Annotated in this window: 16 protein-coding genes; 4 read left to right on the top strand and 12 right to left on the bottom strand. The window is 44.5% G+C overall.

All coding sequences use genetic code 11. The features are described from left to right. Nucleotides 1-6 precede the first annotated feature (6 nt). The 4 genes from EPX21_RS16220 to EPX21_RS16205 form a co-directional block, all read right to left on the bottom strand. Complete coding sequence (locus tag EPX21_RS16220) at nucleotides 7-1,560, bottom strand: RagB/SusD family nutrient uptake outer membrane protein (protein ID WP_166670789.1); 1,554 nt, start codon at nucleotides 1,558-1,560, stop codon at nucleotides 7-9. Between the two features lie 10 nt (nucleotides 1,561-1,570). Then, nucleotides 1,571-4,999, bottom strand: coding sequence for a TonB-dependent receptor (locus EPX21_RS16215; RefSeq protein ID WP_134090748.1), 3,429 nt, complete (start codon nucleotides 4,997-4,999; stop codon nucleotides 1,571-1,573). A 120-nt stretch (nucleotides 5,000-5,119) separates the two neighbouring features. Further along, the gene (locus tag EPX21_RS16210) at nucleotides 5,120-6,295 is read right to left on the bottom strand and encodes a FecR domain-containing protein (RefSeq protein WP_134090747.1); all 1,176 of its coding nucleotides are present in this window, start codon (nucleotides 6,293-6,295) and stop codon (nucleotides 5,120-5,122) included. A 652-nt stretch (nucleotides 6,296-6,947) separates the two neighbouring features. Further along, on the bottom strand, nucleotides 6,948-7,508 hold the full coding sequence (locus tag EPX21_RS16205) for an RNA polymerase sigma-70 factor (RefSeq protein WP_134090746.1): 561 nt from the start codon (nucleotides 7,506-7,508) through the stop codon (nucleotides 6,948-6,950). A gap of 406 nt (nucleotides 7,509-7,914) precedes the next feature. On the opposite strand from EPX21_RS16205, the gene EPX21_RS16200 reads away from it, so the two are divergent. The 4 genes from EPX21_RS16200 to EPX21_RS16185 all read left to right on the top strand — a co-directional run bounded on the left by EPX21_RS16200 (nucleotide 7,915) and on the right by EPX21_RS16185 (nucleotide 14,443). Continuing rightward, a complete protein-coding gene (locus EPX21_RS16200; RefSeq protein ID WP_134090745.1) occupies nucleotides 7,915-8,448 on the top strand; it encodes an RNA polymerase sigma-70 factor in 534 nt (177 codons plus the stop codon). Nucleotides 8,449-8,523: 75 nt separating this feature from the next. Continuing rightward, nucleotides 8,524-9,576 carry a FecR family protein gene (locus EPX21_RS16195; RefSeq protein ID WP_134090744.1) on the top strand — a complete coding sequence of 351 codons (1,053 nt, stop codon included), beginning with the start codon at nucleotides 8,524-8,526 and terminating at the stop codon, nucleotides 9,574-9,576. A gap of 6 nt (nucleotides 9,577-9,582) precedes the next feature. Then, nucleotides 9,583-12,915 (top strand): SusC/RagA family TonB-linked outer membrane protein, encoded by a 3,333-nt coding sequence (locus EPX21_RS16190; protein ID WP_134090743.1) that lies wholly within the window; start codon nucleotides 9,583-9,585, stop codon nucleotides 12,913-12,915. Between the two features lie 10 nt (nucleotides 12,916-12,925). Beyond that, nucleotides 12,926-14,443 (top strand): SusD/RagB family nutrient-binding outer membrane lipoprotein, encoded by a 1,518-nt coding sequence (locus tag EPX21_RS16185; protein WP_134090742.1) that lies wholly within the window; start codon nucleotides 12,926-12,928, stop codon nucleotides 14,441-14,443. Between the two features lie 77 nt (nucleotides 14,444-14,520). Here the strand turns inward: EPX21_RS16185 and EPX21_RS16180 are convergent, their stop codons facing one another. The 8 genes from EPX21_RS16180 to EPX21_RS16145 all read right to left on the bottom strand — a co-directional run bounded on the left by EPX21_RS16180 (nucleotide 14,521) and on the right by EPX21_RS16145 (nucleotide 26,380). After that, nucleotides 14,521-15,579, bottom strand: coding sequence for a glutaminyl-peptide cyclotransferase (locus tag EPX21_RS16180; RefSeq protein WP_240768704.1), 1,059 nt, complete (start codon nucleotides 15,577-15,579; stop codon nucleotides 14,521-14,523). Nucleotides 15,580-15,714: 135 nt separating this feature from the next. After that, nucleotides 15,715-16,083: a YraN family protein gene (locus tag EPX21_RS16175; RefSeq protein WP_134090740.1), complete on the bottom strand. Its 369-nt coding sequence runs from the start codon at nucleotides 16,081-16,083 to the stop codon at nucleotides 15,715-15,717. A gap of 8 nt (nucleotides 16,084-16,091) precedes the next feature. Further along, on the bottom strand, nucleotides 16,092-18,074 hold the full coding sequence (dnaG, locus tag EPX21_RS16170) for a DNA primase (protein ID WP_134090739.1): 1,983 nt from the start codon (nucleotides 18,072-18,074) through the stop codon (nucleotides 16,092-16,094). A gap of 35 nt (nucleotides 18,075-18,109) precedes the next feature. Further along, nucleotides 18,110-19,432: a mechanosensitive ion channel family protein gene (locus EPX21_RS16165; RefSeq protein WP_134090738.1), complete on the bottom strand. Its 1,323-nt coding sequence runs from the start codon at nucleotides 19,430-19,432 to the stop codon at nucleotides 18,110-18,112. A gap of 152 nt (nucleotides 19,433-19,584) precedes the next feature. Continuing rightward, nucleotides 19,585-20,769: a M20 family metallopeptidase gene (locus EPX21_RS16160; protein ID WP_134090737.1), complete on the bottom strand. Its 1,185-nt coding sequence runs from the start codon at nucleotides 20,767-20,769 to the stop codon at nucleotides 19,585-19,587. 1 nt (nucleotide 20,770) lies between these two features. Further along, on the bottom strand, nucleotides 20,771-21,199 hold the full coding sequence (locus tag EPX21_RS16155) for an SPOR domain-containing protein (RefSeq protein ID WP_166670788.1): 429 nt from the start codon (nucleotides 21,197-21,199) through the stop codon (nucleotides 20,771-20,773). 130 nt (nucleotides 21,200-21,329) lie between these two features. Next, complete coding sequence (secA, locus tag EPX21_RS16150; protein ID WP_134090735.1) at nucleotides 21,330-24,635, bottom strand: preprotein translocase subunit SecA; 3,306 nt, start codon at nucleotides 24,633-24,635, stop codon at nucleotides 21,330-21,332. A 488-nt stretch (nucleotides 24,636-25,123) separates the two neighbouring features. Beyond that, nucleotides 25,124-26,380: a sorbosone dehydrogenase family protein gene (locus EPX21_RS16145; RefSeq protein ID WP_134090734.1), complete on the bottom strand. Its 1,257-nt coding sequence runs from the start codon at nucleotides 26,378-26,380 to the stop codon at nucleotides 25,124-25,126. Nucleotides 26,381-26,391 lie beyond the last annotated feature (11 nt).

Below are 26,391 nucleotides of genomic sequence, written 5' to 3'. Positions count from 1 at the left end.
AACAGACTAAGGTAAACGTTGTGCATTAGCGGCCGCCATTTCCGGGTGTAGATTTGCCTCATCTAAAGGATAAGGAAAATACCGCAGCTTTTCGGTAACCTTCGGCGTCATGCCCCGTGCCTGTAGGTATTCATTACAGATCTCTTCGTACTTACCCAAACGGATCAGATCCGCTTTACGTTTGTACTCAAATACCAACTCAAAACCACGTTCATTTACCAATGCGTCAATAAATTCATCGTTGCTAGCTGGCGCAGGAAAATCAGTGCTTTCCCCCAGTAAGGGTGCACCTGCTCTTTTTCTGATTTCGTTCAAATACGGTAAGCCCGCCGAGGGTCCTCCCAAGGCATTTTCAATCTCTGCCTTACACAGGATAACGTCCGCTATCCGGAAGACCTGAATGGTCCGGCCATCGAGATACGACCCGTTTACCATCTCATAGGAGTATTTTTTTGTCGCCACATTCTGCATGAGCTTCGTTGTGTCATTCGGAGCGGTTGTTTGTCCCGGTCTTGGTATCATATAATAAAAACCATGGCTGGTGGAGCCGTCTCGCGCCGCATTGCCTTCATAATTGTAATAGAAGAATTGCTTCCGGGGATCGCGATCATCGAACTTGCGCCAAAATTGTAAAGAGACACCGTAATATTGCCAACGATCGGTCACCTCCGGATGATCACTGGGACCAAAGTGATTGGTAATTTCACCGCCATTTAAAGCCGACTCATGCAAGATCCCGAAGATCATCCCTTTGTCCATTTTATTGGATTCTGACCATTCATTCTTAAAATCAGCATTCAAGGTATACACCCCTTGATCACGGAGTGCAAGCACCTGATCAATATACACCTTGGCTTGCTCGTATTGATGTGCACGCATATAGTTTTTACCCAACAAAGTAAGTGCAGCACCTTTCGTTGCTCTGGCTAAGCCTAGTTCGCTTGTCCACCTTTCGGGTAATACTTCCGCGGCAAACTGGCAATCGCTATGGATCAAGGAATCAACTTGTTCTACGGACGACAAAGGGGTATTATAACTTTCCGCTGGATTTTTTGTGGCAGTAATTAAAGGAACAGGGCCCCATCCATCCGTCAAATCATTATAAGCCAAAGCGCGTAAAAAACGGGCCTGTCCCAATACTAGGTTTTTATTTTCATCACTCATGCCTGACACCGCATCGATATTGTCTATCAATAGGTTGGCATTGGAAATGACCTGATACATATTTTGCCAGTTACTTTTAAAGTACCGGTTGTTTTCATCATACGAGAAGTTACTTAAATGCGTGGGGTTACCTGCAGCGGTAGAAAAGCCCATATCCGTAGCATAGTCGGTAATCATGACCAAGTAACCCGCATAATAGAGGTAGGCATCTCCCGGATAGGGGCCTAAGCTTGCATAAGTACCGGTAAGCGCCGCATTGATATCGCTTTCCGTAGAATACGCATTCTCTGTCGTTAAGTCGCTATACAACTCTGGTTCCAGTTTGGTGCAAGCACTGACACTCGCTAAAACCATACTGAAATATAAAAAACGTTGGCTTAGTTTTATAAAGTTCATCTTTTCGTTTTTAAAAATTAACATTAATACCGAACGTAAAGGCACGCATACTAGGATAAGAGTTAAAATCTAAACCTGCACCGGCATTTGCTGTCTGGGCATTCGAACTATATTTGATCAAGGAATCATTTTCATAGCCTTTGGTATCTACCTCCGGATCCCAACCCGAGTAACCACTGATGGTGAACAGGTTTTCGGCCATGACGTACACGCGTAAGGATTGCATGGCTTTCGTTTTCAAGGGAACCGTATACCCGAGTGTCAGATTCTTCAGCCGCAAGAAAGAGGCACTTTCAACAAAATGGTCATTCACATAACCACCATACTCGGTATAATAAAATCCATTCCGAGGCAGATCCGTGTTCGTGTTTTCAGGCGTCCATCGGTTCAAGGCTTCCACAGATCGATTCCATTCCAGGTTCATACGGGTCATGTTCAATAAATCATTGCCTAAATTTCCATAAATGAACGCTGAGAGATCAAAATTTTTGTAGGCAAATGTATTGGTAATACCATAGGTAAGTTTCGGATACGCCGAGCCGATGATGGTTCGATCCGCCGCCGTAATAATACCATCGCCATTCACGTCCGCAAACTTTGGATCGCCTGCTTTCGAATTCGGTTGCGGTGTGTAGGATTCTCCCTGTTGGATAACCCCGATGTACTGATAACCAAAGAGCGAGCCCAATGGATCTCCTTCCCGAATAACCGCATAAGCTTCTTCTGATACGGTGCCCATCGGTTTAGATGAAGTGATATAAATATCGTTGTCGCCACCCAGATCAAGCACCTCATTTCGGTTCATGGCAAAATTCAATTTGGTATCCCAGGTGAATGCACCGGTGAGATTTTTTGTGGCAATAGCAAACTCCAATCCTTTATTAGAAACAGAACCTACATTACTTTGTCCGGAAGTATATCCCGAATAAAGCGGAAGATTCAGCCGAATCAATAGGTCGCTTGTTTTCTTATAATAAGCATCCATGGTGAAGGCAATACGGTCATTTAACAACGCAAGGTCTACTCCTGCGTTATATTGAGCAGTGGTTTCCCACTTTAGCTTCGTATTTGCCGGTGATGTAATATTCAAATAGGTGCCGCTAGTATTGCCTATACCGTCGAAGGTATAATTGGCATTACTCATCAAACCAAAAGAGGCATAATTCCCAATACGCTCATTACCGGTTTTACCATAACCCAAACGGAATTTAAGATCAGAAAGGAGCTGTTGATTTTGCATGAATGGTTCGTTAATCATTTTCCAGGCAAAGGATCCGGAAGGAAAAGTGCCCCATTTGTTATCCGCGCCAAAGCGCGAGGAACCGTCATGTCTCACCGTAACCGTAAACAAATATTTGTCATTGAAGGAGTAGTTCGCCCGGCCAAAGAAAGATACTAACATGTTCTCCGACTTCGCCGAATTCACACCTGAGATCGTGGAGGCAGCACCTAGATTATTGTATCCATATAAATCCGTTGAAAAGCCATACACATTGATTCCTTTATTATTATTAATAAACTTTTCATACGAATAACCTCCCATGACATTTAAGTGGTGTTTACCAAATGTTTTGTCATAGGTGATGAACATATCCGCCAAGTTGTGGGTAAGGTTATAATCGGCCTGCGAAGCCACCCCATTATCAATACTTCCTTGATAAGATTCTTTTGACAAATAGGTCCCTAACTGATCGTGTAAAATTTCGGTACCTGCATCAAAACGGGCGGTAAGTCCTTCAAAAGGTGTTATTTCTAAGTAGAGGTTTCCATTAAACTTATCTTTCTGTACGTCATTTTGACGCGACATGAGATTCGCCAAAGGATTATCCCCTCTTCCACCCGGAGGCCGTCCAAAAGCTCCGTTTGCATCATAGACGGGAACGGTAGGATCATAGGTCAACACGCTATATAATACATTTGAATTCAAAATATTACCATCATAAATTTGATAGTTTGAACTTTCGCGCTGACCAAAAACAGAAGCCCCGGCTTTCACATAATCGTTGATCGTTTGATCAATATTTATCCTGCCAGAAACTCGTCCGAAATCAGTTGTTTTCAAAATACCTTTTTGGTCAAAATAACCGATGCTACTAAGTACTTTGGTTTTTTCACTTCCACCTGTAAACTGGACATTATGATTTTGCACAACGGCTGTCCGTGTTGCCTCTCTTACCCAATCCGTATTCACGTCGGAGTTCAACTGCGACTGTGTATACACACCGTTTTCAATTCCTTCCTGTCCGTTTATTTCTTTGTATAAATCGTTCGCTAAAAACATGTATGATTTTCCGTCCAACAGCTTATAGGGATTAATGGCTTTCTGTGTACCCACATAGCCATTATAAGCAACATTGCTTTGTCCCGTCTTACCGCGTTTTGTCGTAATCAATACCACCCCGTTCGCACCTCGTGAACCATAAATCGCTGTAGCGGAAGCGTCTTTTAAAATTTCCATAGAGGCAATGTCATCTGGGTTGATATTCACCCCATTATTACTTGGGAACCCATCGATGACGTAGAGGGGTTCATTACTACTACTGACGGAATTTGAACCGCGAATACGGATAGACATACTTCCTCCGGGAGCCTTAGAGTTCTGGGTAACGACTACCCCTGAGGCTCTTCCCTGAATAGCCTGCGCCACATTGCTAATGGCTCCCCCCTTTGTTAAATCATCCGCACTCAAGGAGGATATGGCCCCTGTTAAATCTCCTTTTTTCTGTGTACCATAACCTACCACAACCACTTCATCCAGCCGTGATTCCATACTTTTTAAGATCACATCTACCGCTGTTCTTCCGTTTAAGGAAATTTCCTGCTCGGCATAACCAACGAAACGAAATACCAACACCGCATTTGCCGGCACCCGAAGGGTATATTGACCATTGCTGTTGGTGGTGGTACCAATAGAAGTGGAGCCTTTCACAAAAACGGAGACACCTGCTAGTGCCGCGATAGAGTCTTTGACTGTACCTTTCACTTCCAAATCCTGCACCAGTGAAGGCGTTGGCTCTTCCCTATCCGGTATAATCGTAATGGTGGTATTGTGCATGCGATAGCTCAGCTTTTTGTTGCTGAGGATTTTATTCAAGGCATCCTGTATCGACACTTTCTCTATATGAAGTGACACAGAACCTGCCTGTTTCAACTGTTCTTCATTATACAGAAAACGGTAATTTGTCTGACCTTTCAGCACCGTGAGTACCTCTTTCAAGGAGGCTTCTTTTACCGATAGACTCACTTGCTGCGCATTCCCTGCCGCATGCAGTCCAAGTGAAAAGATAAACATTAATAACAATGTTAACTTCATCCGTAAATAATTTGTTCTGGTAAGAACCGTGTACTTCTCTAGCTGCTGGACGGACTGATAAATCCTTTTCAGACAACGATGATGGTTTTCTACACTTGGCCCTTTGTTGTCAACTAAGTAATCCATATTTTCGTATAGTTAGGGTTGGTTATAAATTTGATGTATCCGTTCATTTTTTTGGCTTGGCCTTAACTTCCGCCGGAGGTGTTGGCGCATCTCCGGCATCTGTTTTATTGAGTCATTTATTTATGTTGGTGTTTTATGCATAGCCTTATTATTTAATTTAATGATCAGTTTTTTCCCTTCCACCTGAAATGCCAGTCCGCTCACATCTTTAAGCATCTCGAGTACTTCACTCAGATTTTCACTCCGGCTTACGCTGCCACCAATATGCATCGCGGGTATTTTATCTATGAACGCTAATTCAAGATCATACCATCGGGCAATCTGCTCCAATACCGGCACGATCGGATCTTCGCTAAACATAAAATATCCATCTTTCCATGCCACTGATTTTTCAAGATCAGCCGTTCCTACTTTAATGTCATTTTCTTGCACAACGGCTTGTTGACCAGGTTTAAGAATGTTTTCCGAATGCCTATTGCTTACTTTTACTGCGCCATTTAAGAGGGTTGTCGTTGTTTTATCCGGTTCGTATCCAGCTACGTTGAAGCTTGTTCCTAGAACCGTAATGTCAGAACCGTTCATTTCAATTTTAAAAGGATTGTGATGATCTTTGTTCACTTCGAAATAAGCTTCTCCTTTCAATTGAATTTTCCGTTCATTTGCTGCAAAGTTTACGGGAAAACGTAGGGAAGAGGAGGCGTTTATCCAAACACGTGTGCCATCTGAAAGTGTTATCTTATAGGTCCCACCTTTAGGAACCACCACCGTATTATAAATTTCTTGACTTCCCTTTTGAGCTGCTTGGCTATAAACTAATTCTCCCGTGGCTCCGCTCAATACGATTCCATTCTTTTCATGAAGCTCCATAGCCTGATCGTTTAGCTCAACTGTTCTTCCGTCCGACAATAAAAGCTGGGCCTGATTTCCGCCGGGGAGCACATCATTTGCATAGCGCTTATATTTGTCAGGTATAATTTTAGCATCTTTGTGCTTATTCCACGGACCCATTAATACTAAAAGCAAAATAGCAGCAGCACTTACAGCAGAAATCCATCCGATCTGACTTTTCTTTTTGTACTTTTTATCGACAAATCGTTCCCAGGCATTAGCAACATCATGCCTCTGCAAGGCATGCAGTTTCTGCTCAACGTGAGCATTATTTTTATAGCTTTCCAAAAGCTTTCTTATGCGCGGATCATCAGCTAACAATGTTTTGAAATGCGCTTCTTCCTCCTCCGTAAGCGTTTGGCGTATATATCCTGCTATTAATCGAGCTATCTCTAAAGGATCCTGCATGCTTAATATCTTTTTGCTTTTATATACTAAGGCACCTAAGCGTGAGAAAAGGATGGAATTTTTTTTTATTTTTTTAAAATCTGTTACCGCTGCATTCGTACTATATAGCTATAATAAATGAAGCTTTAATTTATGCATATTGATATTTTTTACCTTTGCCCTCAACCCCTTCCGTGCTCATTGCCGCACAGGCTAGTTCCTTTGTCCGCAACAAAGGAACCAAAATGCCTGGCTAGCTTACTTCGTTGCAATCCGTGGCCAACATGCCGGCCGCAAAAGGAGACACCCTTTCCCACAAAACCATGCTTCGTTCGTCTTTTGCTCTATTCTCGTTAGCTTCGCTAAAAAGCTCAAATAGGCATGTTTAGCTGCCGATTGCTTCCTTCGCAAGCTGATGCCACTGGTGTACTTCGGAACGGCTCTGCTTACTCGCAAGGTCTCTCCGTTCTGCTAAAAACCGCCTCAGCTAGTTGCGGCTTGCAGGTGGAGGCACTAACCCTTGTAGCAACTAGGTGCAGCGGGAGGTTTTGCTTCTTTTTGCGGAAAAAAGAAGTCTAAAATAAAGGTTCATTTATAACGAGCAATATAGGTAAACTAAAAAGCTATCTTCCAATTTATGGTTAACGAAGAAAGTGTTTATACATGAACAGCCTCATCTTATCAAAACAGCCAATAATAAGATAAAAGCTGCTGCTCCGAGCTGCTGCTTTAAAAGATGTAGTGCCCTTTGTTTCTGACTTTTCACGGTATGGATACTCACCCCCATTAATTCGGCTATCTGCGCATTTTTAAGTCCTTCTAAATAACCTAACCTACATACCAATGCGCAACCTTTAGGCAATTTATCTAAAGCGTCCATGAGTTCTCCAATGACTTCCGAATGGATCAGATGGTCTAGGATTAGATTTTCCTCCGCAAGAGGTGCTTGATGCCGCTGCTGATAACTTACGACCACACGACCATGTCGGATGCGGTTTAGGGCATCGTGTTTAACGGTCGTATAAAGATAAGATTTAATGGCTTGATCATTCCAATTAATTCGCCCTTGTTGCTCGCAAAAAACGACAAAAGCATCTTGAACAATATCTTCTGCTTCTTGCTCGTGTCCAAGTAAACCATATGCAAATTCGAATAAACGAGGATAGTATCTCTTAAACAACTCTTCAATTGATAAAAGATCTACCTTCTTTTTACGAATGCTCCAATTCATCATAAAGCAATCAAGCTGATCATGTAAACACTATGATTGATCCCCAGTTTAATATTGGTTCAATAATTGAATCGGCGGTGAACCCTTATTCGGGTAATTTCAATCAATGGTAGAAACTTTTTTGAAGAATTGCAAGCCTTTGATAAACGCAACCGATTGCGCATTATCCTTTTACCTCATATGCACCCACGATACTTGACGCTGTACCAAAGCCATTGGTGTGGCAAATTATGAACAGTTAAAAAAAGATTTTGTAGCCAAAGGAGGCGAAATCGTTAATAGCAAATAGTGAAAAATGAAGCACCAAGGAAAAATACAGACAAGTTATTCAGCAAAATGACGTCAAAAACTCAAAAAATCCCTATTTTAGTGGAGTTTGTCAACCAAATGACTGCCTTCTATGTGATTTATGTATACTAATGATTTAAAAAACGGTCACATTCCATCCTTTGAGGCGTTTTATATGCACTGGAACAAAAGAGTATACCAATACGTATACAAAAAATGCCAGTCTACCTACCTGGCGGAAGAACTAGTACAGCAAGTCTTTATGAAAATATGGCATGATAGAGAAAAATTGCGCATAGATATTTCTATCGAAGCACAGTTATTCCAAATTACCCGGAGCAAGCTGATCGACGAGCTCCGTAAACAATCTTTGTTGTATGAGATGCAAAATCACCTGCTGACGAATGGCGAAACCACATATGACCCCCCTAGTCTAGAACACAAAGAAACCTTAGCTAAAATTTATAAAGTAATCAATACCATGCCTCCTATGCGAAGGACCGTATTTCGGATGAGCCGTTTTGAATATTTAAGCTACTCAGAAATAGCGCATCGCCTATCCATCTCTCCAAGAACGGTTGAAAACCACATCATTTCGGCCCTGAAAGTCTTGCGACGCTATCTATCATTATTTTTCCTTTTATTTTTCTCCTGATTTTTTCGCTGTCACTAGGGGTAGTGCCTTTTTCATTCGTATACTTCATAGAAGGATAAAATCAACTTATAATATATGGATCCAGCACTTCTAAGCAAATTTCTAAAAAATGATTGTACGAAGGAAGAGATCGCGGAAGTGACGCGCTATCTGAAAGCAAATCCGGATGTTCTGGAGCAATTATTTCCAGTGGAGGAATGGGAACAACTTGTGGAGCGCGAAAACGATCAGGGTCCTTCTTATGAAGAACAAAAGCGGGCTCTCAAAAAATTATTGATCCAATTAGATCTCAAAGAAAATAATACGCGATTCTATTATGCTGTGGCGGCGTGCATTGCTTTTTTACTCTTAGCAGGTGTATTATATTTATTTGATCATCAGAAAGAAGGATCCATTATCGCTTCCGAGGCCCCGACTTTAACCAAGAAAGACGCTGGCTACTACATTCATGAAATCAATGCCGGTAATAAAGTGATGGAACTGAAAGCATCGGACGGATCTATCATCGCCTTGCATCCCGGTGGCGAATTGCGCTTTGCGGAAGATTTCAGCAATTTAACCAGTCGGGACTTCGAACTAACAGGAAAAGCCAGCTTCCATGTAGCGAAAGATAGTAAGCGTCCCTTTGTGGTACACAGTCAAGGAATCACAACAACGGCGCTCGGCACCGCCTTTATCGTCCATGCGCCCAAACGTGGAAAGGAAGTCCATATTACCCTCTTAAATGGAAAAATTATGGTAAAGGATGGGGCGGACACCAAACATACGCATTACCTCGAACCCGGTGATGAATTGTTCGTAAATAGTGAAACACACCTTGCGCGCTTAAACCCACCGAACAATAAGCAATATAAGACGCAGCAAGCTGGCAGCCGGGGTAATCTGGAAGAAACCGACAGCACATTGAACTTCAATAATCTGGCATTAAAAGAAGTATTACACTTTTTAGAAAACAACTACCAGCTGCACATTCGCTATCAGGAAAAGGACGTAAGCAAGCATTACTACTCTGGCTTCTTTAAGAAGGATGCCGATGTAGCGCAAAAAATACTCGCTGATATTGGGGTATTGAACGATTTTACCATAACAAAACTTAAAGAAGAATATATTTTAACAACCATTAAATAATTATCAATGAAAATGTTTACTCACCTCAAAAGGTGTTTATGGCCGTGCATTGCCCATAAATACCGCTGTCAAATCTTTGTGCTGCTTTTACTCTCTAATGTTGCACCACTTTATGCCCAAACAGGCGCTACTGTAACGGGTGTTGTCAGGGATACGCTCGGCAATGCTTTACCCGGTGTATCGGTCGGTCTGGAGAACAAAAATACGGGATTCAAACAAGTAACCAGCACCAATGAAACGGGCACATTTTCGTTTAGCGCCGTGGCTGCTGGCGAAGGCTATGCATTTACCGTCACTTATGTTGGCTTTAAGCCGAAAATATTAGCCAACTATACCATCGCCGCAAATGACAAGCTCTCGCTTACGGTTACCTTAGAGGAGGATGCCGCCTTGCTGGACGAGGTGGTAGTAACAGCCCTTGGCATAAAACGCGAGCGAAAAGCCTTGGGATATACCGTTGCCGAGCTAAAGGGAAGCGACTTGACACAGGGGCAAGAGGCCAACGTAGCCAATGCCCTGTCGGGAAAAGTGGCGGGTGTAAGTGTCAGCCGATCGGCATCGGGCACCGGTGGATCTTCGAAAGTGGTTATCCGGGGAAATAATTCCCTTATTGGCAACAGTCAGCCACTTTACGTTGTAGATGGTGTTCCTATTGACAATCAGAATATCGGTCCGGCCGGAAGCACTGGGGGAACGGACTATGGTGATGGTATCTCCAATATTAATCCGGATGACATCGAAACGATGTCGGTATTGAAAGGACCGAACGCCGCAGCGCTCTACGGCCAACGGGGCAGCAATGGGGTTATTTTGATCACTACTAAAACGGGAAAAAGCGGACAAGGATTGAATATCCGTTATAATACCGATTATTCATTAGGATCTGCCTTGGTACTGCCTGATTTCCAGAATGAATATGGGCAGGGTTTAAATGGGGATTTTACCCATTTCCGCACGACGGACGGTAACATTGTTTCCATGAGTGACGCTATCAGTCAGGGACTACAAGGTATGCCCAAAATGAGCGCCGGAAGAGATCGCCTCACCCGTGCCAGTTGGGGTGCTCATATGGACGGACAGCAATATGAAGATCAATGGGGAAATATCCTGAACCTGAATCCCCAGCCCGACACTTATGGCGCCTTTTTCCAAACGGAAAAGCAATTTGTAAATAATATCAGCGTTGATGGCGGAAACGACCGCATCAATTACCGTTTCTCTTATGCCAACACGTCTGTTGATGGTTATGTGCCGACGAATACGCTTGACCGCAATAATTTTAATCTGCGGACGCAGGCAAAGATAACCGACAAGTTTAACATCGATGTAAAGGCTAATTACATCCTGCAAAAAGCAAACAATCGTCCTACACTTTCCGATGCACCGGAGAATCCTGCTTATTTATTAATCAGCCAACCGCGGAGCATGCCTATGGATATCGTATCCCAATACAAATGGACTGCAGCCGATATTTCCCGCCAACTGGGTTATGCGAATGTGTATGAAGGCCTGGAAAAAACCTATGCAACAAATAGTTCTACGGCCAATCCTTATTGGACTATTCATGAGAATCACAACAGCGATCGCCGGGACCGATTGATCGGATTGCTCCGCCTATCTTATGATTTTGCTCCTTGGTTAAAATTAACTGCCACGGGTGGTACGGATTTCTACACCGATCAGCGTTTTCGCTATCGCCCCACGGGCACCTATCAAAGTCTCAATTTCCGCGGCGACCTCCGAGAGGAAGTGATTCGCGTTCGCGAGAACAACTATGACGCGCTTCTCAGCTCCAACTTTGCCGTAACAGACGACATTAAAGTGGGCATAAACGCTGGTGCCAGTCACCTCAACCGCTACCTCCGCCAAACAGGGAATGTAGGTACTTCGTTTATCGTACCCGATCTTTATGTTATCAATAACACCCTTACCAATAGTTATTTATTTGATCTGATCGAATCCGAAATCAACTCAGTGTACGCATCCGGCCAAGTGAGCTATAAAGATTATCTATTCGTTGATTTTTCTGCACGTAACGACTGGTCGTCTACCCTTTCAAAAAACAACAACTCTTTCTTTTACCCCTCTGTTAGTGGAAGTTTGGTGCTCTCGGAAGCATTCAACCTGCAGAACGATTTCTTATCTTATCTAAAAGTGAGAGCGTCATGGGCGCAAGCAGGGAACTCAGGCAATCCCTATCAGCTTACAGGTACCTACAGCTTAAATCAATTTTCCCACGGAGGGATACCCCTTGCCTCCTTTACGGAGATTATCCCCGATCCGAATTTAAAGAACGAGCTGACCACTTCGGTGGAGACGGGAGCAGATATACAGGTACTTCAAAACCGTTTGGGTCTTTCGTTTACCTTTTATCGTGCAGCCACCAAAAATCAGATCTTGGACATTCCCATTGCGCCATCTAGTTTATATGCGGTGAACCGCATCAATGCAGGAGAAATCAGCAATAAGGGCATTGAATTTGTAATCAATGGCACCCCCCTCAAAACAGCCGGTGGATTCACCTGGGAATCGTCTTTTAACTTCAATAAGAACGTCAACAAAGTGGAGTCGCTTGCACCGGGTGTAGAAACCTTCCTTTTAGGTTCCGATAGAGGCATCAATGTGGTAGCAGAAACAGGCAAACCTTTTGGTCAGCTTATCGGCACCCAATTCGCCTGGATCAAGGATCAGCAGGGCAACCGTTTAATTGACCCCGATACTGGCCTGCCTTTGCGCAGCAGCAGTAGAGTGCAGACAGATCTTGGCAATGCACAACCAAAATGGTTAGGTGGCTTTTTCAACTCATTTCGCTATAAAGGTGTTACCTTAAACGCACTGGTAGACATCCGCCAAGGTGGGTTCATTTTCTCACAAAGTAACCGGGAACAGATTATCTATGGTATTACCAATAAAACGGTGCCTGGCAGAGACGGCACTTATGTGGCATCAGGCGTTTTGGCGTCGCGCAACAGCGAAGGTAACTGGATTGGAACAGGCCAGGAAAACAATATACAGATAAATGCGCAAGATTATTGGAATATGGTGGCGAGCGACAAGGAGGTCATGGTATCAGAAGAGATGCTGAATGACGCCAGCTATATTGCCATGCGCGAACTTAGTATGAGCTATGTGCTTCCTGCCAAATGGCTCCCTGTCAGAGCCATCCGAAGCGCAAGGATAGGCCTTTACGGACGTAATTTATTTTATTTCCAGCGAAAAACAGATGGCTTTTCGCCCGAATCGGCTTCCTTTAACACGTCTAACTCATCGATCGGTATCGAATCAACCTCCTTACCGATGATGCGTAACATTGGTTTTAATTTGTCTATTGGTCTTTAAAATTTACGTCATGAATACTATAAGCATTAAAATAAGAATGATAAGTGGTGTCCTTTCCATGCTCCTACTCAGCAACTGCACCAAAGATTTCGAACAATTAAACACTCCACCAACCTCGGTAGTCACTATTGACCCGGGTCTGTTACTTTCTGGTGTCATAAAAGATGGCACCTTTGCAGAAGGTGGAGAACTTCCAAACAATAAGTTTGGTTCCTGGGTGCAACATTGGGCCGGCGGACCGGTAGTGCCTGTTTCGCGTTATATCGAATCTGCCGAAGATAATATTTGGGAACAACACTATGCTCTTATCCGTAATCTAAGACAGATTGCACAAGAGTTACAGGGACAGGAAGATTCACCTACCGGAAAATCCAAGCTAGCCATCGCCAAGATATACGAGGTAGTCATCTGGCAACGCCTCACGGATCTATTTGGCGATGTCCCGTTCTCGGAAGTCACCAACGATCCAACATCCATTGTGGTAACCCCCGCTTTTGATTCGCAGGAACAAATTTACACCACGCTCATTTCATGGCTGGATGAGTCTATTGCTCGACTGGATGCTGGAGATAACACCTATGGCAGCGCCGATTTTTTTTATGGGGGAGATGTTGCCAAGTGGGCAAAATTTGCTAATTCCCTTAAATTAAAACTGGGTATGCGCATCCGTTTTGCCAATCCGCAGCTGGCACAGCAAACCGTTGAGTCTGCCATGAACAGCTCTATTGGCTTACTGGCCAGCAACAATGATAATGCCGCGGTACCCACCTATAATAATGCGCAGGCCGAAAACTTTAATCCCATGTTAAGTCAATATGTTAGGGGCAGCTCCGATCTTCGTTATTTAGCAAATACATTGATTGATCAACTGAAAGCAGATGATGATCCTAGATTGCCCCTGCTAGTCCAACCTACTGTCAATAGTGTGGCGGCTGGTCAACCGGATTATGCCGGACTCGGTGTGGCATTAACCGATAATGAGCTAGCACAAATTATCCGCGCTAATTATTCAACAGCTTCTTTAAGCACCTGGTTCAGTCAGACATTTGCGCCGATCCCCTGTTACGCGCTAACGTACTCGGAGGTGTCCTTTTTCAAGGCAGAAGCAGCACTCTTAGGTTGGGGTGCGACTTCAGCCGATACCGAAACATTCTTCTTAGAGGGGGTAAGAGCCGCTTTTGCCCTGCCACCGTATAATATCAGCTCTTTACCGGGAACCTATGTGGCAACAGCGCTAAGTCTGGAAGGTTTAACAGATGAACAGAAATTAGAGAAGATACAGACCCAAAAATGGATTCACCTATTTGGGAGGAATTATGAAGCATTTGCCGAATGGCGCCGAACCGGATATCCGCTATTAGTTCCCGGTAATAATCCGGGTTCTACTAATGGACAAATTCCTAGAAGAGCTATATACTCAACGCAAGAAGCACAGTTAAATGGAACCAATTATAATAATGCAGTGAATCGGATGAGCAATGGAGACACCTTTTTATCCCGCGTTTGGTGGGATAAACGGACAGAGTAGTTATTTTAATCCAAAATCATCTATTAAAATAAGGGGTCAATATAATGCTATTGGCCTCTTTATTTTATAGACATCACTCATCGCCCCAAAAGTTTAATCTCAAACAGCTTATCCCAGTTTTTTCCCGTCACGTAGAGGCGTTTGCCCTGCCGATCATAAGCAATACCGTTGAGTACATTAGTGTCTTCGGTTACATCTTTCTGCGGCAATAATCCGATAAGATTGATTTCGGCTTCCACTTGACCGGAATGCGGGTCGATTACAACAATTACATCAGAATAATAGACATTGGCATAGATCTTTCCATCCACATATTCCAGTTCGTTCAGCTTATCAACCGGTCCTTTGCTATTGTATACCTCGATGAAGCCTTCCTCCCTGTAGGTATCTTTATTTAAGAAATAGAGGCGGTTAGTTCCATCCGATTTAATAAGGCGCTCACCATCAAAACACAGGCCCCACCCCTCTTTGCTGGCTTGGTAAGGAAATTCGCCAACTTTTTCAAAAGAGTTTCTGTCATATACAAGGCCGACCCCTTCTTCCCAGGTTAACTGGATGATTTTATCGCCTACGAAGGTCATCCCTTCCCCGAAATACTTGGCGGGAAGGTCGATCTTTTGGACTACCTTACCTGTTTTCAGTTCCACCTTTCTTAAGGTTGATTTACCACGCTGTCCGGTACTTTCATACAGAAATCCATCGTGGTATTCTAAACCCTGCGTATAGGCCTTGGCATCATGCGGAAAGGTATTCACCACACTAAAACTATATTGTTCCGGCATCTTAGCTGCAACGACAACGATATTCGTGCTTGCGCTCTCCGACTGCCCGTCCCGAAAGACATTCGCTGTAATAAGTTGACTCCCCATACCTAGGCTATCCGTCTTCAACCAAACATCTGCACTGTCTTTCACCGTTATATAAGGCTTATCATTTAGCAGGTAGACCACTGAATCAAAAGATACGCCATGGGGCAAACTCAGTTGCAAAGAAACGCTATCTCCTCTATTGATTAACGAGCCGGGTTCAACGGTACTAAAGCTCAGTGATCTACTGGATGAATCGTTCGACTTGTCTCGGTTACAAGCGGCCACACTGCATAGGGCAGCCAATGCCAGAAGCAAAATTTTGTTCATACACAAATATAGAAGATGTAGTGTATACGACATAATTTATTCTTATGATACAAACTTAGAGAAAAATGGCAAGTTATAAGTGGTACGTTTTAGGTTTTAGGTTCTAACTTAGCACTTATAACTTATAACGTTTAACTAAGAATACCTCGGCCAAAAGGCATCTTTAATGTGTCTGATATCATAGCTTTGATCTTTATTCGCAAAAATAGAAACCACATCAAAACGGATTTCTCCCTCATACTGATGCTGTCGGATATAAATCGTGGCTGCCTGTGACAATTTGCGTTGCTTCTGCCAGTTAACAGCTTCATAAGGCAAACCAAAACTCCCACTCGAGCGCGTTTTTACTTCGACAAAAACCAACTGGGCGCCATCTTTCATAATCAGATCGACCTCCAGGTGCTTGTACCGCCAATTCTTCTTGACCAGTTGATAGCGCTGCTTTAACAAATATTGCAAAGCTTGCTGCTCTCCCTGCGTACCGATGAATTTATGCGTCGCCATCCGTTGCTCTATTTAACGATGACCGTCCCTAAATAGCCTGTCAACTCTTTTTCCATCATTTTTAACTTTTGATACTTATCCATTAAAATTTCTGAATTCGCTTCATCAGATTCGACCTTTAAGGCTTCTCTGATTTCCTGCATACTCTGCTCCACCTTCCGTTTCTTGATTCTATAGAGTACCCCTAACACGGCGTTTTTTAGATTATCCGTTTCTTGGGCTACATAAATTTTCCGTTTCTCGTCGTTCCAATTCGGACTAAGGCTATAAGGTGAAGAGAGCATCGAAATGGCTAAGTCTGCAATCTCCCGGTCGGCATGGGTAATAAAAAAGCGTTCATCAGGCAACTCTTCGCGTTCAATAAATGCTAAGTAGATCGAAATAATCTTTTGACATAAAGGGTCGGCAAACTCAACGTCCTGTAAGCCTGCAAACAGGACGAAAGCGATGGGATAATCTTGCTCCCATTTAGCAGGCATTTGCCCGTAATTAATCAATAGCCGAATAATTTCACGTTCTTGTAAGACAATCGACTGAGCAATGGCCGGCGGTGAGTCCTTGTCAGTAGACACATCCCCCATATCCCTGGGATCCATAAACAGATCAGGTGGCGGTTCATCTACCCCAAAGGGAGTGTTCGCTTGAAACGCGGCGGGGCCTTCAGAAGCTTTTTGACTTTTCTTGATCGCCTGCAATTTCTGCTTATTCAGCTCGGCGATCAATAATCGTTCTTCAATATCCAACAAGCGACTGCATTCGCGTATAAACACCGACGCTTTGATGTCGTCTGGAATCAGCGCAATACTGTCTACCACATCATGGATCACGCCCGCCCGCTTCACCGGATCGGTTCCAGCCTCTTTAAGTAGTATATCCGTCTTGTAAAAGATAAAATCTTTACTGTTTTCGGCAATGTATTCCTTAAATCGGACAGCCCCATGCTTCATAGCGAAAGAGTCGGGGTCGTCCCCATCGGGAAAGAGGAGTACCTTTACGTTCATGCCTTCCTCCAGCAGCATGTCCATTCCGCGCAAAGAGGCCTTGATGCCCGCCGCATCCCCGTCGTATAAGATGGTGACATTTTTGGTAAATCTCGAAATGAGCCGGATCTGCCCGGTTGTAAGGGAAGTGCCCGAAGAGGCTACTACATTTTCTACACCGGCTTGGTGCATGGAGATTACATCGGCATAACCTTCTACCAAATAACAGTTATTTTGGTCGGCAATTGCTTTCTTTGCAAAGTATAATCCATAGAGGACGTCCGACTTATGGTAGATTAGGCTTTCCGGCGAGTTTACATATTTAGGAACCTTTTTGTCGGTCTTGAGCGTTCGACCACCAAAACCGAGGACCCGCCCGGTTAGGTTATGTATAGGAAACATGACCCGTCCACGGAAACGGTCGTAACGCTTTCCATCGTCTCTACGGACGATTAGGCCAGTCTCTTCCAAGAAATCCTCGCTGAACCCCGCTTTAACGGCCTCATCATATACGGCTGTCCAAGCTTCTGGCGAATATCCTAGCTCAAATTTTTTAATGATGTCATCCCGATATCCACGCTCACGAAAATAACTTAAGCCAATAGCTTGGCCTCCTTCCGTCTCCCATATGTGCTCGCGGAAGAATTTAGCAGCCCAGTTAGTAACAATCAACAGACTTTCGCGCTTATCGCTTACAGCCGCCTGCTCGGCCGAAAGCTCCACCTCTTCAACCTCTATATTGTATTTCTGTGCGAGGTAGCGCAGGGCTTCCGGATACGAATATTTTTCGAGATCCATCACAAAGCGCACCGAATCGCCGCCTGCGCCACAGCCGAAACATTTATAAATGCCTTTACTCACGGATACGTGAAAAGAAGGCGTTTTTTCGTTATGAAAAGGACAAACACCGATCAAGCTCGTTCCTCTTTTCTTTAGATCCACAAAGTCGCCCACCACCTCCTCTATCCGAGCGGCATCCAAAATTTTTCCGATTGTTTCCTGCTTGATCATTAGCGTAAAGATAGGAAATAGTTATAAGTTGTAAGTTACCGCTTTTCACCTCCCTGAACTTCCAGTCCATTGGTAAATTTAATGCCGAGTGTATCTGCCCCTGATGTTCTTTCGAAAATCTGTAATCCGAAATAAGGTACGGCCGCAATGAGGTGATCGAATATGTCTGCCATGATGTACTCATATCGTGCCCAATTGGTTGTGGTGGTAAAAACGTAGAGCTCAAGAGGCAATCCGTTTTCAGTGGGCGCTAATTGGCGTACCATTAAGGTCATGCCTTTGTGAATATCGGGGTGGTTCTGGACATACCATTCAGCGTATTGGCGATACAGGCCAAAATTGGTAAAATTCCTTCCGTTCAGAGCAAGGCTTCTGTCCGCACCAATTTTTTCGTTGTGTTTTCTGATGATGTCACCCCTTTCCGTGATATAGTCGCGAATCCCCTGTATTTTTTGAAAATCAGGCAATTCCGCCTCGCCCACAAAACGAATACTTGCTTGCTTGATGATAATGGAACGCTTGATACGGCGTCCTCCCGACTCCTGCATGCCACGCCAGTTCTGAAAAGAATCGGAAATCAAGGTATAGGTAGGAATGGTGGTAATGGTTTTATCAAAATTACGCACCTTGACGGTGGTTAAGTTAATTTCTTCCACATCACCATCAGCCCCGTATTTAGGCATAGTAATCCAGTCGCCAATACGCACCATGTCGTTGGTGGTCACTTGGATACTTGCTACAAAACCCATAATAGTGTCTTTGAACATCAACAGTAGAATGGCCGAAGCAGCACCCATCGCCGCAAAAAAGGCCATCGGGGATTTACCTGTTATGCTTGAAAAAATGGCTACTACACCAAAAAGCAGGAACACCATGCGGACAACCTGCAAATAGCTTTCCATCGGCTTGGCTGAAAATTCGGGTTTTTCCCGCAATACATCCGTACCCGATCTTATGATGGCCATAATAATGGAAATGATCATAAACACCATGTAAACCTCCGTTGCGATATCCAAAGGCCTGATAAGGCTCGGGAAATCGTCGAATACAATCGGTATGGCATTTTTCACTAAACTAAAGGGTGCTATTAAAGCAAGAAAGTGCGGAAAGCGATTTTTCAGCAAATAACTGAAAAATCGGAGTTGCGTACGGTCATAGATTTTGGTAAAGGCGACTTTTAACACCTTTCTAACAAGGTATTGTACGAGATAGACTAAAAAAACTACAATTGTCAATAAGACAAAGACATTAACATAAGCAGCGAGTTCTTTATTGATTCCCATATCAACGAGTTTATGGTAGGTGAACTGGCTGATAAAATTGGAGGATTTCTCTAAGCTGTCTTCTAAATTATCCATTTCGTGGAGTAGGTTTTAAATACGATCCAATCCCAGGAGGACGGAAAGTTGAAAAATTAAAAAATTAAAGCTCGCATACAGAAGAAACGCCCTGTTGGAGCAAAAAGAATCATAACGTTTCAACGCTATGTCGGCAAAGATACAATTTTTAGCTAATTCCCCAGACGTTTAAGCGCAATATAGGCCATTAAGCCCGTACTGAGCGCCAATGCCTTTTCATCAATATCGAAGTTAGGCGTATGCACCGAAGCGGTGATCCCCTTCTCCACATTACGGATCCCTAAACGGTAAAAACACGCGTCGGTAACCTGCGAATAGAACGCAAAATCCTCTCCGGCCATCCACAGATCCAAGTCGACTACATTTTCCTTGCCGAGATATTCCTCTGCATAGGCCCTTGCCTGTTGCGTTAGCTCTTCATTATTAACGAGGTAAGGGTAACCATGCCGTACTTCAAAGTCACACGATCCTCCCATGCTTTCGGCAATGCCTTCGGCCATCTTTTTCATTCTTTGGTGGGCCTCTTTCCGCCAGTCCTCATCAAAGGTCCGAAACGTACCTTCCAACTTCACTTCGTTGGGAATCACATTGGTAGCTCCTTCCGCGTTAATTTTGCCGAAGGACAAGACCGTGGGCATTTTGGGATCTGCCACGCGGCTAACAATTTGTTGAAGTGCTGTTATAATATGCGCTGTAATAACAATGGGATCAATGTTTTGTTGTGGTTGCGCGCCATGCCCGCCTTTTCCTTTCACGGTGACGTAAAGCTCATCCGTGGAAGCCATATATTTCCCGGCCCGAAAGCCCACCTTACCCGAATCGATCAGTGGCATCACATGCTGACCGATAATGGCCTGCGGTGCAGGATTCGCCAGTGCGCCCTCTTTAATCATAATGCTTGCACCACCGGGAAGCTTTTCCTCGCCGGGCTGGAAAATCAATTTCACGGTGCCGCCGAACTGACTTTTCAGTGATGCTAGAATTTTAGCCGTTCCTAATAAAGAGGAAGTATGCACGTCGTGTCCGCAAGCATGCATCACCCCCGCGTTCTTCGATCCATAGGACCTTCCTTCCACTTCGGTAATGGGCAAAGCATCGATATCGGCTCTTAAGGCAACCACACCGTCTCCGGGCAGCTCGCCTTGAATAAGTGCGATAACCCCTGTATTTGCCATCTCCTGCCAAGGAATGCCTAATTCATTTAATCGTTCTTTAATATAAGTCGCCGTGTTATACTCTTCGAAAGAGAGTTCTGGATTGGCATGTATATGCCTACGTGTGTCTACAACTTCCGGAAAGATGGTTTGGGCAATCGTCTGGACGGATTCTTTTAACATGCTAATACTCTACGTTAATCGTTTCGTTAAAAATAAAGACTGCATTAAAATCGCGCTTGAGTTGGTTTGCGAGCGCTTGCGCTTGACTCCTGCTCCTAAAATCGCCCACCTTGACGCGATAGTTAGGCTGTTCATAGCCCACGTACGTATTGAGATCCTTATAAACCTGTTTGAATCTTGCCTGCGCGTCGTAAGCGTCATTCCGATTGCTTCCGGAATAAATTTGGACGCGATAGCCCCGCGCTGTCACCTTTTTACCAGTCTTCAACGGCACCCCCGGCTTACTCGCCTCATCGTTTGGTGCCATAGTTGCGCTTGTTCCCAAAGACATCCGCTCCTTTTGGAGCCGTTCGATCAATGCGCTCTTGTGTTCCTCCACCACTCCCTTACTGTCCTGCGCAGCAACGGTTCCCGTGTAGAAAAAAAACAAGAAGCTTTTAAAGATGAAAATTCGCTTAAGGCAAGATGTCATTAACATATGTAAAATAGTTATCGGTTACCGGCTTTTGGCTTTGTTTATGAATGAGTGAATAGTTGTTAACTATTCACTACTCTACAAACTATGCCTGCCCTATACCGTGACAGTTTTTATATTTCTTTCCGCTGCCACAAGGACAAGGGTCATTTCTTCCTATCTTATTATCGTTTCGAATGGGCTGTGTTTTTTGGATTTCCCGCGTGTCTTCCATCGGCGGAAGTCCGCCACCAGAAGTCGCCGCAGCCAACTCGGGCTTAGAGACCTGCACCTTAGGTTCCTGAACCGGACGCCGTGCCTCGCGAACCTCTTGTGGCTGCTGATGTGGAATTTCACCTTTGAACAAGAAGGCAACGATGTCTTTATTCATCGTAACCAACATCTCCTTAAACAGATTAAAGGCTTCCATTTTATAGATGATAATCGGATCCTTTTGTTCGTATACCGCATTCTGAACCGACTGCTTTAAATCGTCCATCTCACGGAGGTGCTCTTTCCAAGACTCATCTATTAATGAGAGTACAACGCCTTTTTCGAAAGCTTTAAATACCTCTCTACCATTCGTCTCCACCGCCTTTTTCAAGTTGGCGGCCACCTGCAAACCACGTAGTCCATCCGTAAAAGGCACCACAATATTTTCGATCTGCTCTCCGCGGGTTGCGTAAACATCCTTCAACACCGGCAAGGTCTGATTAGCAATATGTTCTGCTTTGCGATGGTAAAAGTCGATGGCCCGTCCGAACAAAGTATCCGTTAAATTAGCTATACTAGTGTTTGCAAAAGCCTCCTCAGTCAATTCCGGGTCTACCGAGAAAACGCGGATAAACTCGAGCTGAAAATCCTCGTAAGTACCCGCTTCCTTGTATTCGGTTACCAAATCCTCCACTACATCATAAACCGTGTTATTCAGATCAACGTCCAAACGCTCTCCGAACAATGCATTTTTACGTTTTGCGTAAATCACGGTCCGCTGCGAGTTCATCACATCGTCATATTCCAGCAAGCGTTTACGGATACCGAAGTTATTTTCCTCCACTTTTTTCTGTGCACGTTCAATAGACTTCGTTATCATCGCATGCTGAATCACCTCTCCTTCTTCAATTCCCATGCGCACCATGATATTAGAAATCCTTTCCGATCCAAACAGGCGCATCAGGTTATCTTCCAAAGAAACGAAGAACTGAGAAGAACCCGGGTCACCTTGGCGACCGGCCCGTCCGCGCAGCTGACGGTCAACACGGCGAGATTCGTGCCGTTCCGTACCGACAATTGCCAAGCCACCGGCCTCTTTAACGCCCGGCCCTAATTTGATGTCGGTACCCCGACCAGCCATATTCGTTGCAATAGTTACGGTGCCTGCTTGACCCGCTTCGGCCACAATATCAGCCTCTCTTTGGTGCAGCTTAGCATTCAGCACGTTATGTTTAATTCCACGCAATTTCAGCATGCGGCTCAGGAGTTCCGATATTTCAACAGAGGTCGTACCAACCAATACCGGCCGACCCGCTTCTGTCAATTTTTGGATTTCTTCGGCTACTGCATTGTATTTTTCACGCGCAGTCCGATACACTAAATCTTCCCGGTCATCACGTTGTATTGGAATATTGGTAGGAATTTCTACAACATCCAATTTATAAATTTGCCATAATTCACCAGCTTCCGTAACGGCTGTACCCGTCATACCGGCAAGTTTGTGATACATTCTGAAGTAGTTCTGTAAGGTGATGGTTGCATAGGTCTGCGTAGCATCCTCCACCTTTACATTTTCCTTTGCTTCGATCGCTTGGTGTAATCCATCAGAGTAACGGCGACCTTCCATGATACGCCCCGTCTGCTCATCCACAATCTTCACCTTAGCTTCGTCGATGATATATTCCACGTCCTTTTCGAACAGCGTATAGGCTTTCAACAATTGATTGACCGAATGGATACGCTCGGATTTTATAGAAAAATCGCGCATCAGTTCATCTTTCTTCTGCGCTTTTTCCTCCGCCGGGATGGGAAGCTTTTCTATCTCTGCGATTTCTGTTCCTACATCCGGCATTACGAAAAAGTTTGGATCCTCTCCAGAACTGGTGATGAGCTCAATACCTTTTTCCGTCAACTCTACCTGATTATTTTTTTCATCGATTACAAAGAACAGCTCCGCATCCACCTTTGGCATGTTTTTGCTTTGTTCCTGTAAATAGTAGTTTTCTGTTTTCGTAAGCACTTGGCGGTTGCTTCCTTCACTCAGAAATTTAATAAGCGCTTTATTCTTAGGCAATCCTCTATGGGCTCTTAACAAGGACATCCCTGCGCCTTCGACATCAGTATTACCGGCAGTTATTCCCTTTTTCGCTTCGTTTAAAACGGTATTGATATAGGCTTTCTGCGCATTTACCAAACGCTCGATTCTTGGCTTTAAGTCGTAAAACTCATGTTCGTCTCCGCGCGGGATAGGTCCTGATATAATCAAAGGAGTACGGGCATCATCAATCAAGACCGAGTCGACCTCATCCACCATCGCAAAATGCAACTTCCCTTGTACCAAGCCTTCAGGAGCTTGCGCCATGTTGTCGCGCAGGTAATCAAAGCCAAATTCGTTGTTGGTTCCAAATACGATATCCGCGGCATAAGCGTTCCGACGGGCGGCCGAATTTGGCTGATGTTTATCGATACAATCAACGCGCAGGCCATGGAACTCAAAGAGCGGCCCATTCCACTCCGAGTCACGACGCGCTAAGTAATCATTCACCGTCACAATATGAACACCCTGCCCGGATAAGGCATTTAAATAGGCCGGCAAGGTACCGACTAAGGTTTTACCCTCACCCGTAGCCATTTCAGCGATCTTACCTTCGTGCAATACAATACCCCCGATTAATTGCACATCGTAGTGCACCATGTTCCAAGTCACCTGACTACCGGCAGCGGTCCACGTGTTATGCCAAACCGCTTTATCGCCTTTAATCTCTACGTTTGGCTTCTTAGCAGCGATATCACGATCAAAGTCGTTAGCAGTAACTTCCAAAGTTGCGTTTTCGGTGAACCTGCGGGCGGTTTCCTTTACAACTGCAAAAGCCTCTGGAAGTATCTCCATCAATACCTCCTCTAATTTTTTATCGCGATCTTTGCTCAGTTTATCTACTTTGTCATAAATGGCATTTTTCTCTGCCATTTCTACCTCCGGCTGTTCGGCCTCTGCTTTTAATTGATTGATTTCTGCATCTATGTCCGCGAGGTATTCGGCAATGCGACGCTTAAAATCAAGCGTCTTTTCACGAAGCTCATCATTAGTCAGTCCGCTCAGTTTAGCAAACTCCTCTTTGATTTTGTCCACTAAGGGACGAATATGTTTTATATCGCGATCAGATTTACTGCCAAAAATTTTACTTAAGAATCCTAACATGTTCAATTATAATCTAAAATATACGCCATTTGTGTCAACAAATGCGCCAAATGTTTCATTGCGTCATATTGACATCAATACAATTGCCAAAGTTAGTGATTTTTTGTTAATAGTGATCAGCTTTCGGAGCTCAGGTTATTGGTTGTTGATTATTGGTTATTAGTGGTGAGTGATAAAATAGTTGCAGTAGCGGTGGCAGTAGCAGTTGCGGTTGCGGTTGCAGTAGCAATAGCATTAGCGCCCCGTCTATTGGAATGATTGAAACTGTTCCAAAACAACGGAAGAACAAGAACATAGGAGGTGTGTTATACCTATACTAAATGACAGGTGGATTTTAGGTGGAGGTAAGGTGGCTTTAACGTGGACTTGACGTGGACTTCCTACAGCTTTATGCCCTAAGCGTTAGGCTATAGGCCTTACACCATACACCTTACCCCCCCTTCAGCCTTAAAACGCCTGCTTAAAGCTTACGGCCTACAGCGTTAAAGCTATTGAGGCAGCACCGCCCAAATGGTATTTCCCGCGTCATCCGCCACCAGCATATAGCCCTGTTTGGCAAAGGCCACTCCTACCGGACGGCCATATACTTCCGCTTTGCCTTCATCCGCGATAAAACCAGTTAAGAAATCCTTGTATTCTCCGGTAGGCGTTCCATTTTCAAAAGGCACTAACAGCACCTTATACCCTACCAGTTTAGAGCGGTTCCATGAGCCATGTTGACCTACATAGGCACCACCTTGAAACTTACCTGAAGTACCGAAGGCCAAGCCGAGCGAAGCGGTATGTGCGCCCAAAGCGAAATCAGGAATAATCGATTCGGCGACCAAATCCTCCCGTTTCCCTTCCATACGAGGGTCGGGATTCTTCCCCCAATACGCATAGGGCCACCCATAAAAGCCATTCTCTTCTACGGAGGTAATGTAGTCGGGAACGAGGAGATCACCCAATTCGTCGCGCTCGTTCACCGCCGTCCACAATTTACCCGTGTTCGGTTCCCAGGCCATACCAACCGGATTCCGAAGTCCGGATGCAAACACCCTTTCCCCACTTCCGTCCGGATTGATCTCCAGGATATTCGCCCTTCTTCGTTCATTCTCCATGCCATGCTCCCCTACATTACTCCCGGAACCAACACTCACATAAATCTTGGTACTATCCGGCTTCATCAACAAGTTTCTTGTCCAATGGTTATTATAACCACCTGCAGGCAGGGATAAGATTTTTTCACCAGCCACCGTGATTTTGGTATCACCCAATCGATATGGATATTTCAATATACCGTCGGTGTTAGCTACGAGGAAGCTGTTACCCATCACCAACATACCCAGCGGTTTGTTCAAGCCCTCCAGAAAGACCGATTGGTTGTCTGCAACACCATCTCCGTTGCTATCGCGAAATAAAGTAATTCGGTTTGCGCCCGTGCCTTGGGTTTGCGATTCGGCTACAAATACATCTCCGTTCTGCGCCACATAAATCCAACGTGGATGTTGCAAACCGCCGGCAAATTTGACTACCCGATAGCCTGCCGCCACAACAGGCGTTTTTCCCTCGGGCCACCCCACCACCTTCGATTCTTTGGTACTCGATGGCGTTGCTAAGGGCTCGGCCAAGTTAATATTGACGCCATATTCACCTACCGAATCTGTAGGCTGTTCAGGCGTCTCGGTCTGCTCTTCGCTACCCCCTTTACAGGCAGCAACGAAAAACAAAAATGGTAAAAGTAAACAAAGGCTATATCGATTCATTTTGGATAGTT

This window comes from Olivibacter sp. XZL3, from assembly GCF_004368405.1.
Lineage (GTDB): Bacteria > Bacteroidota > Bacteroidia > Sphingobacteriales > Sphingobacteriaceae > Olivibacter.
The sequence above is the reverse complement of the archived record's forward strand: the minus strand, read 5'-3'. Positions and strand labels throughout refer to the sequence as shown.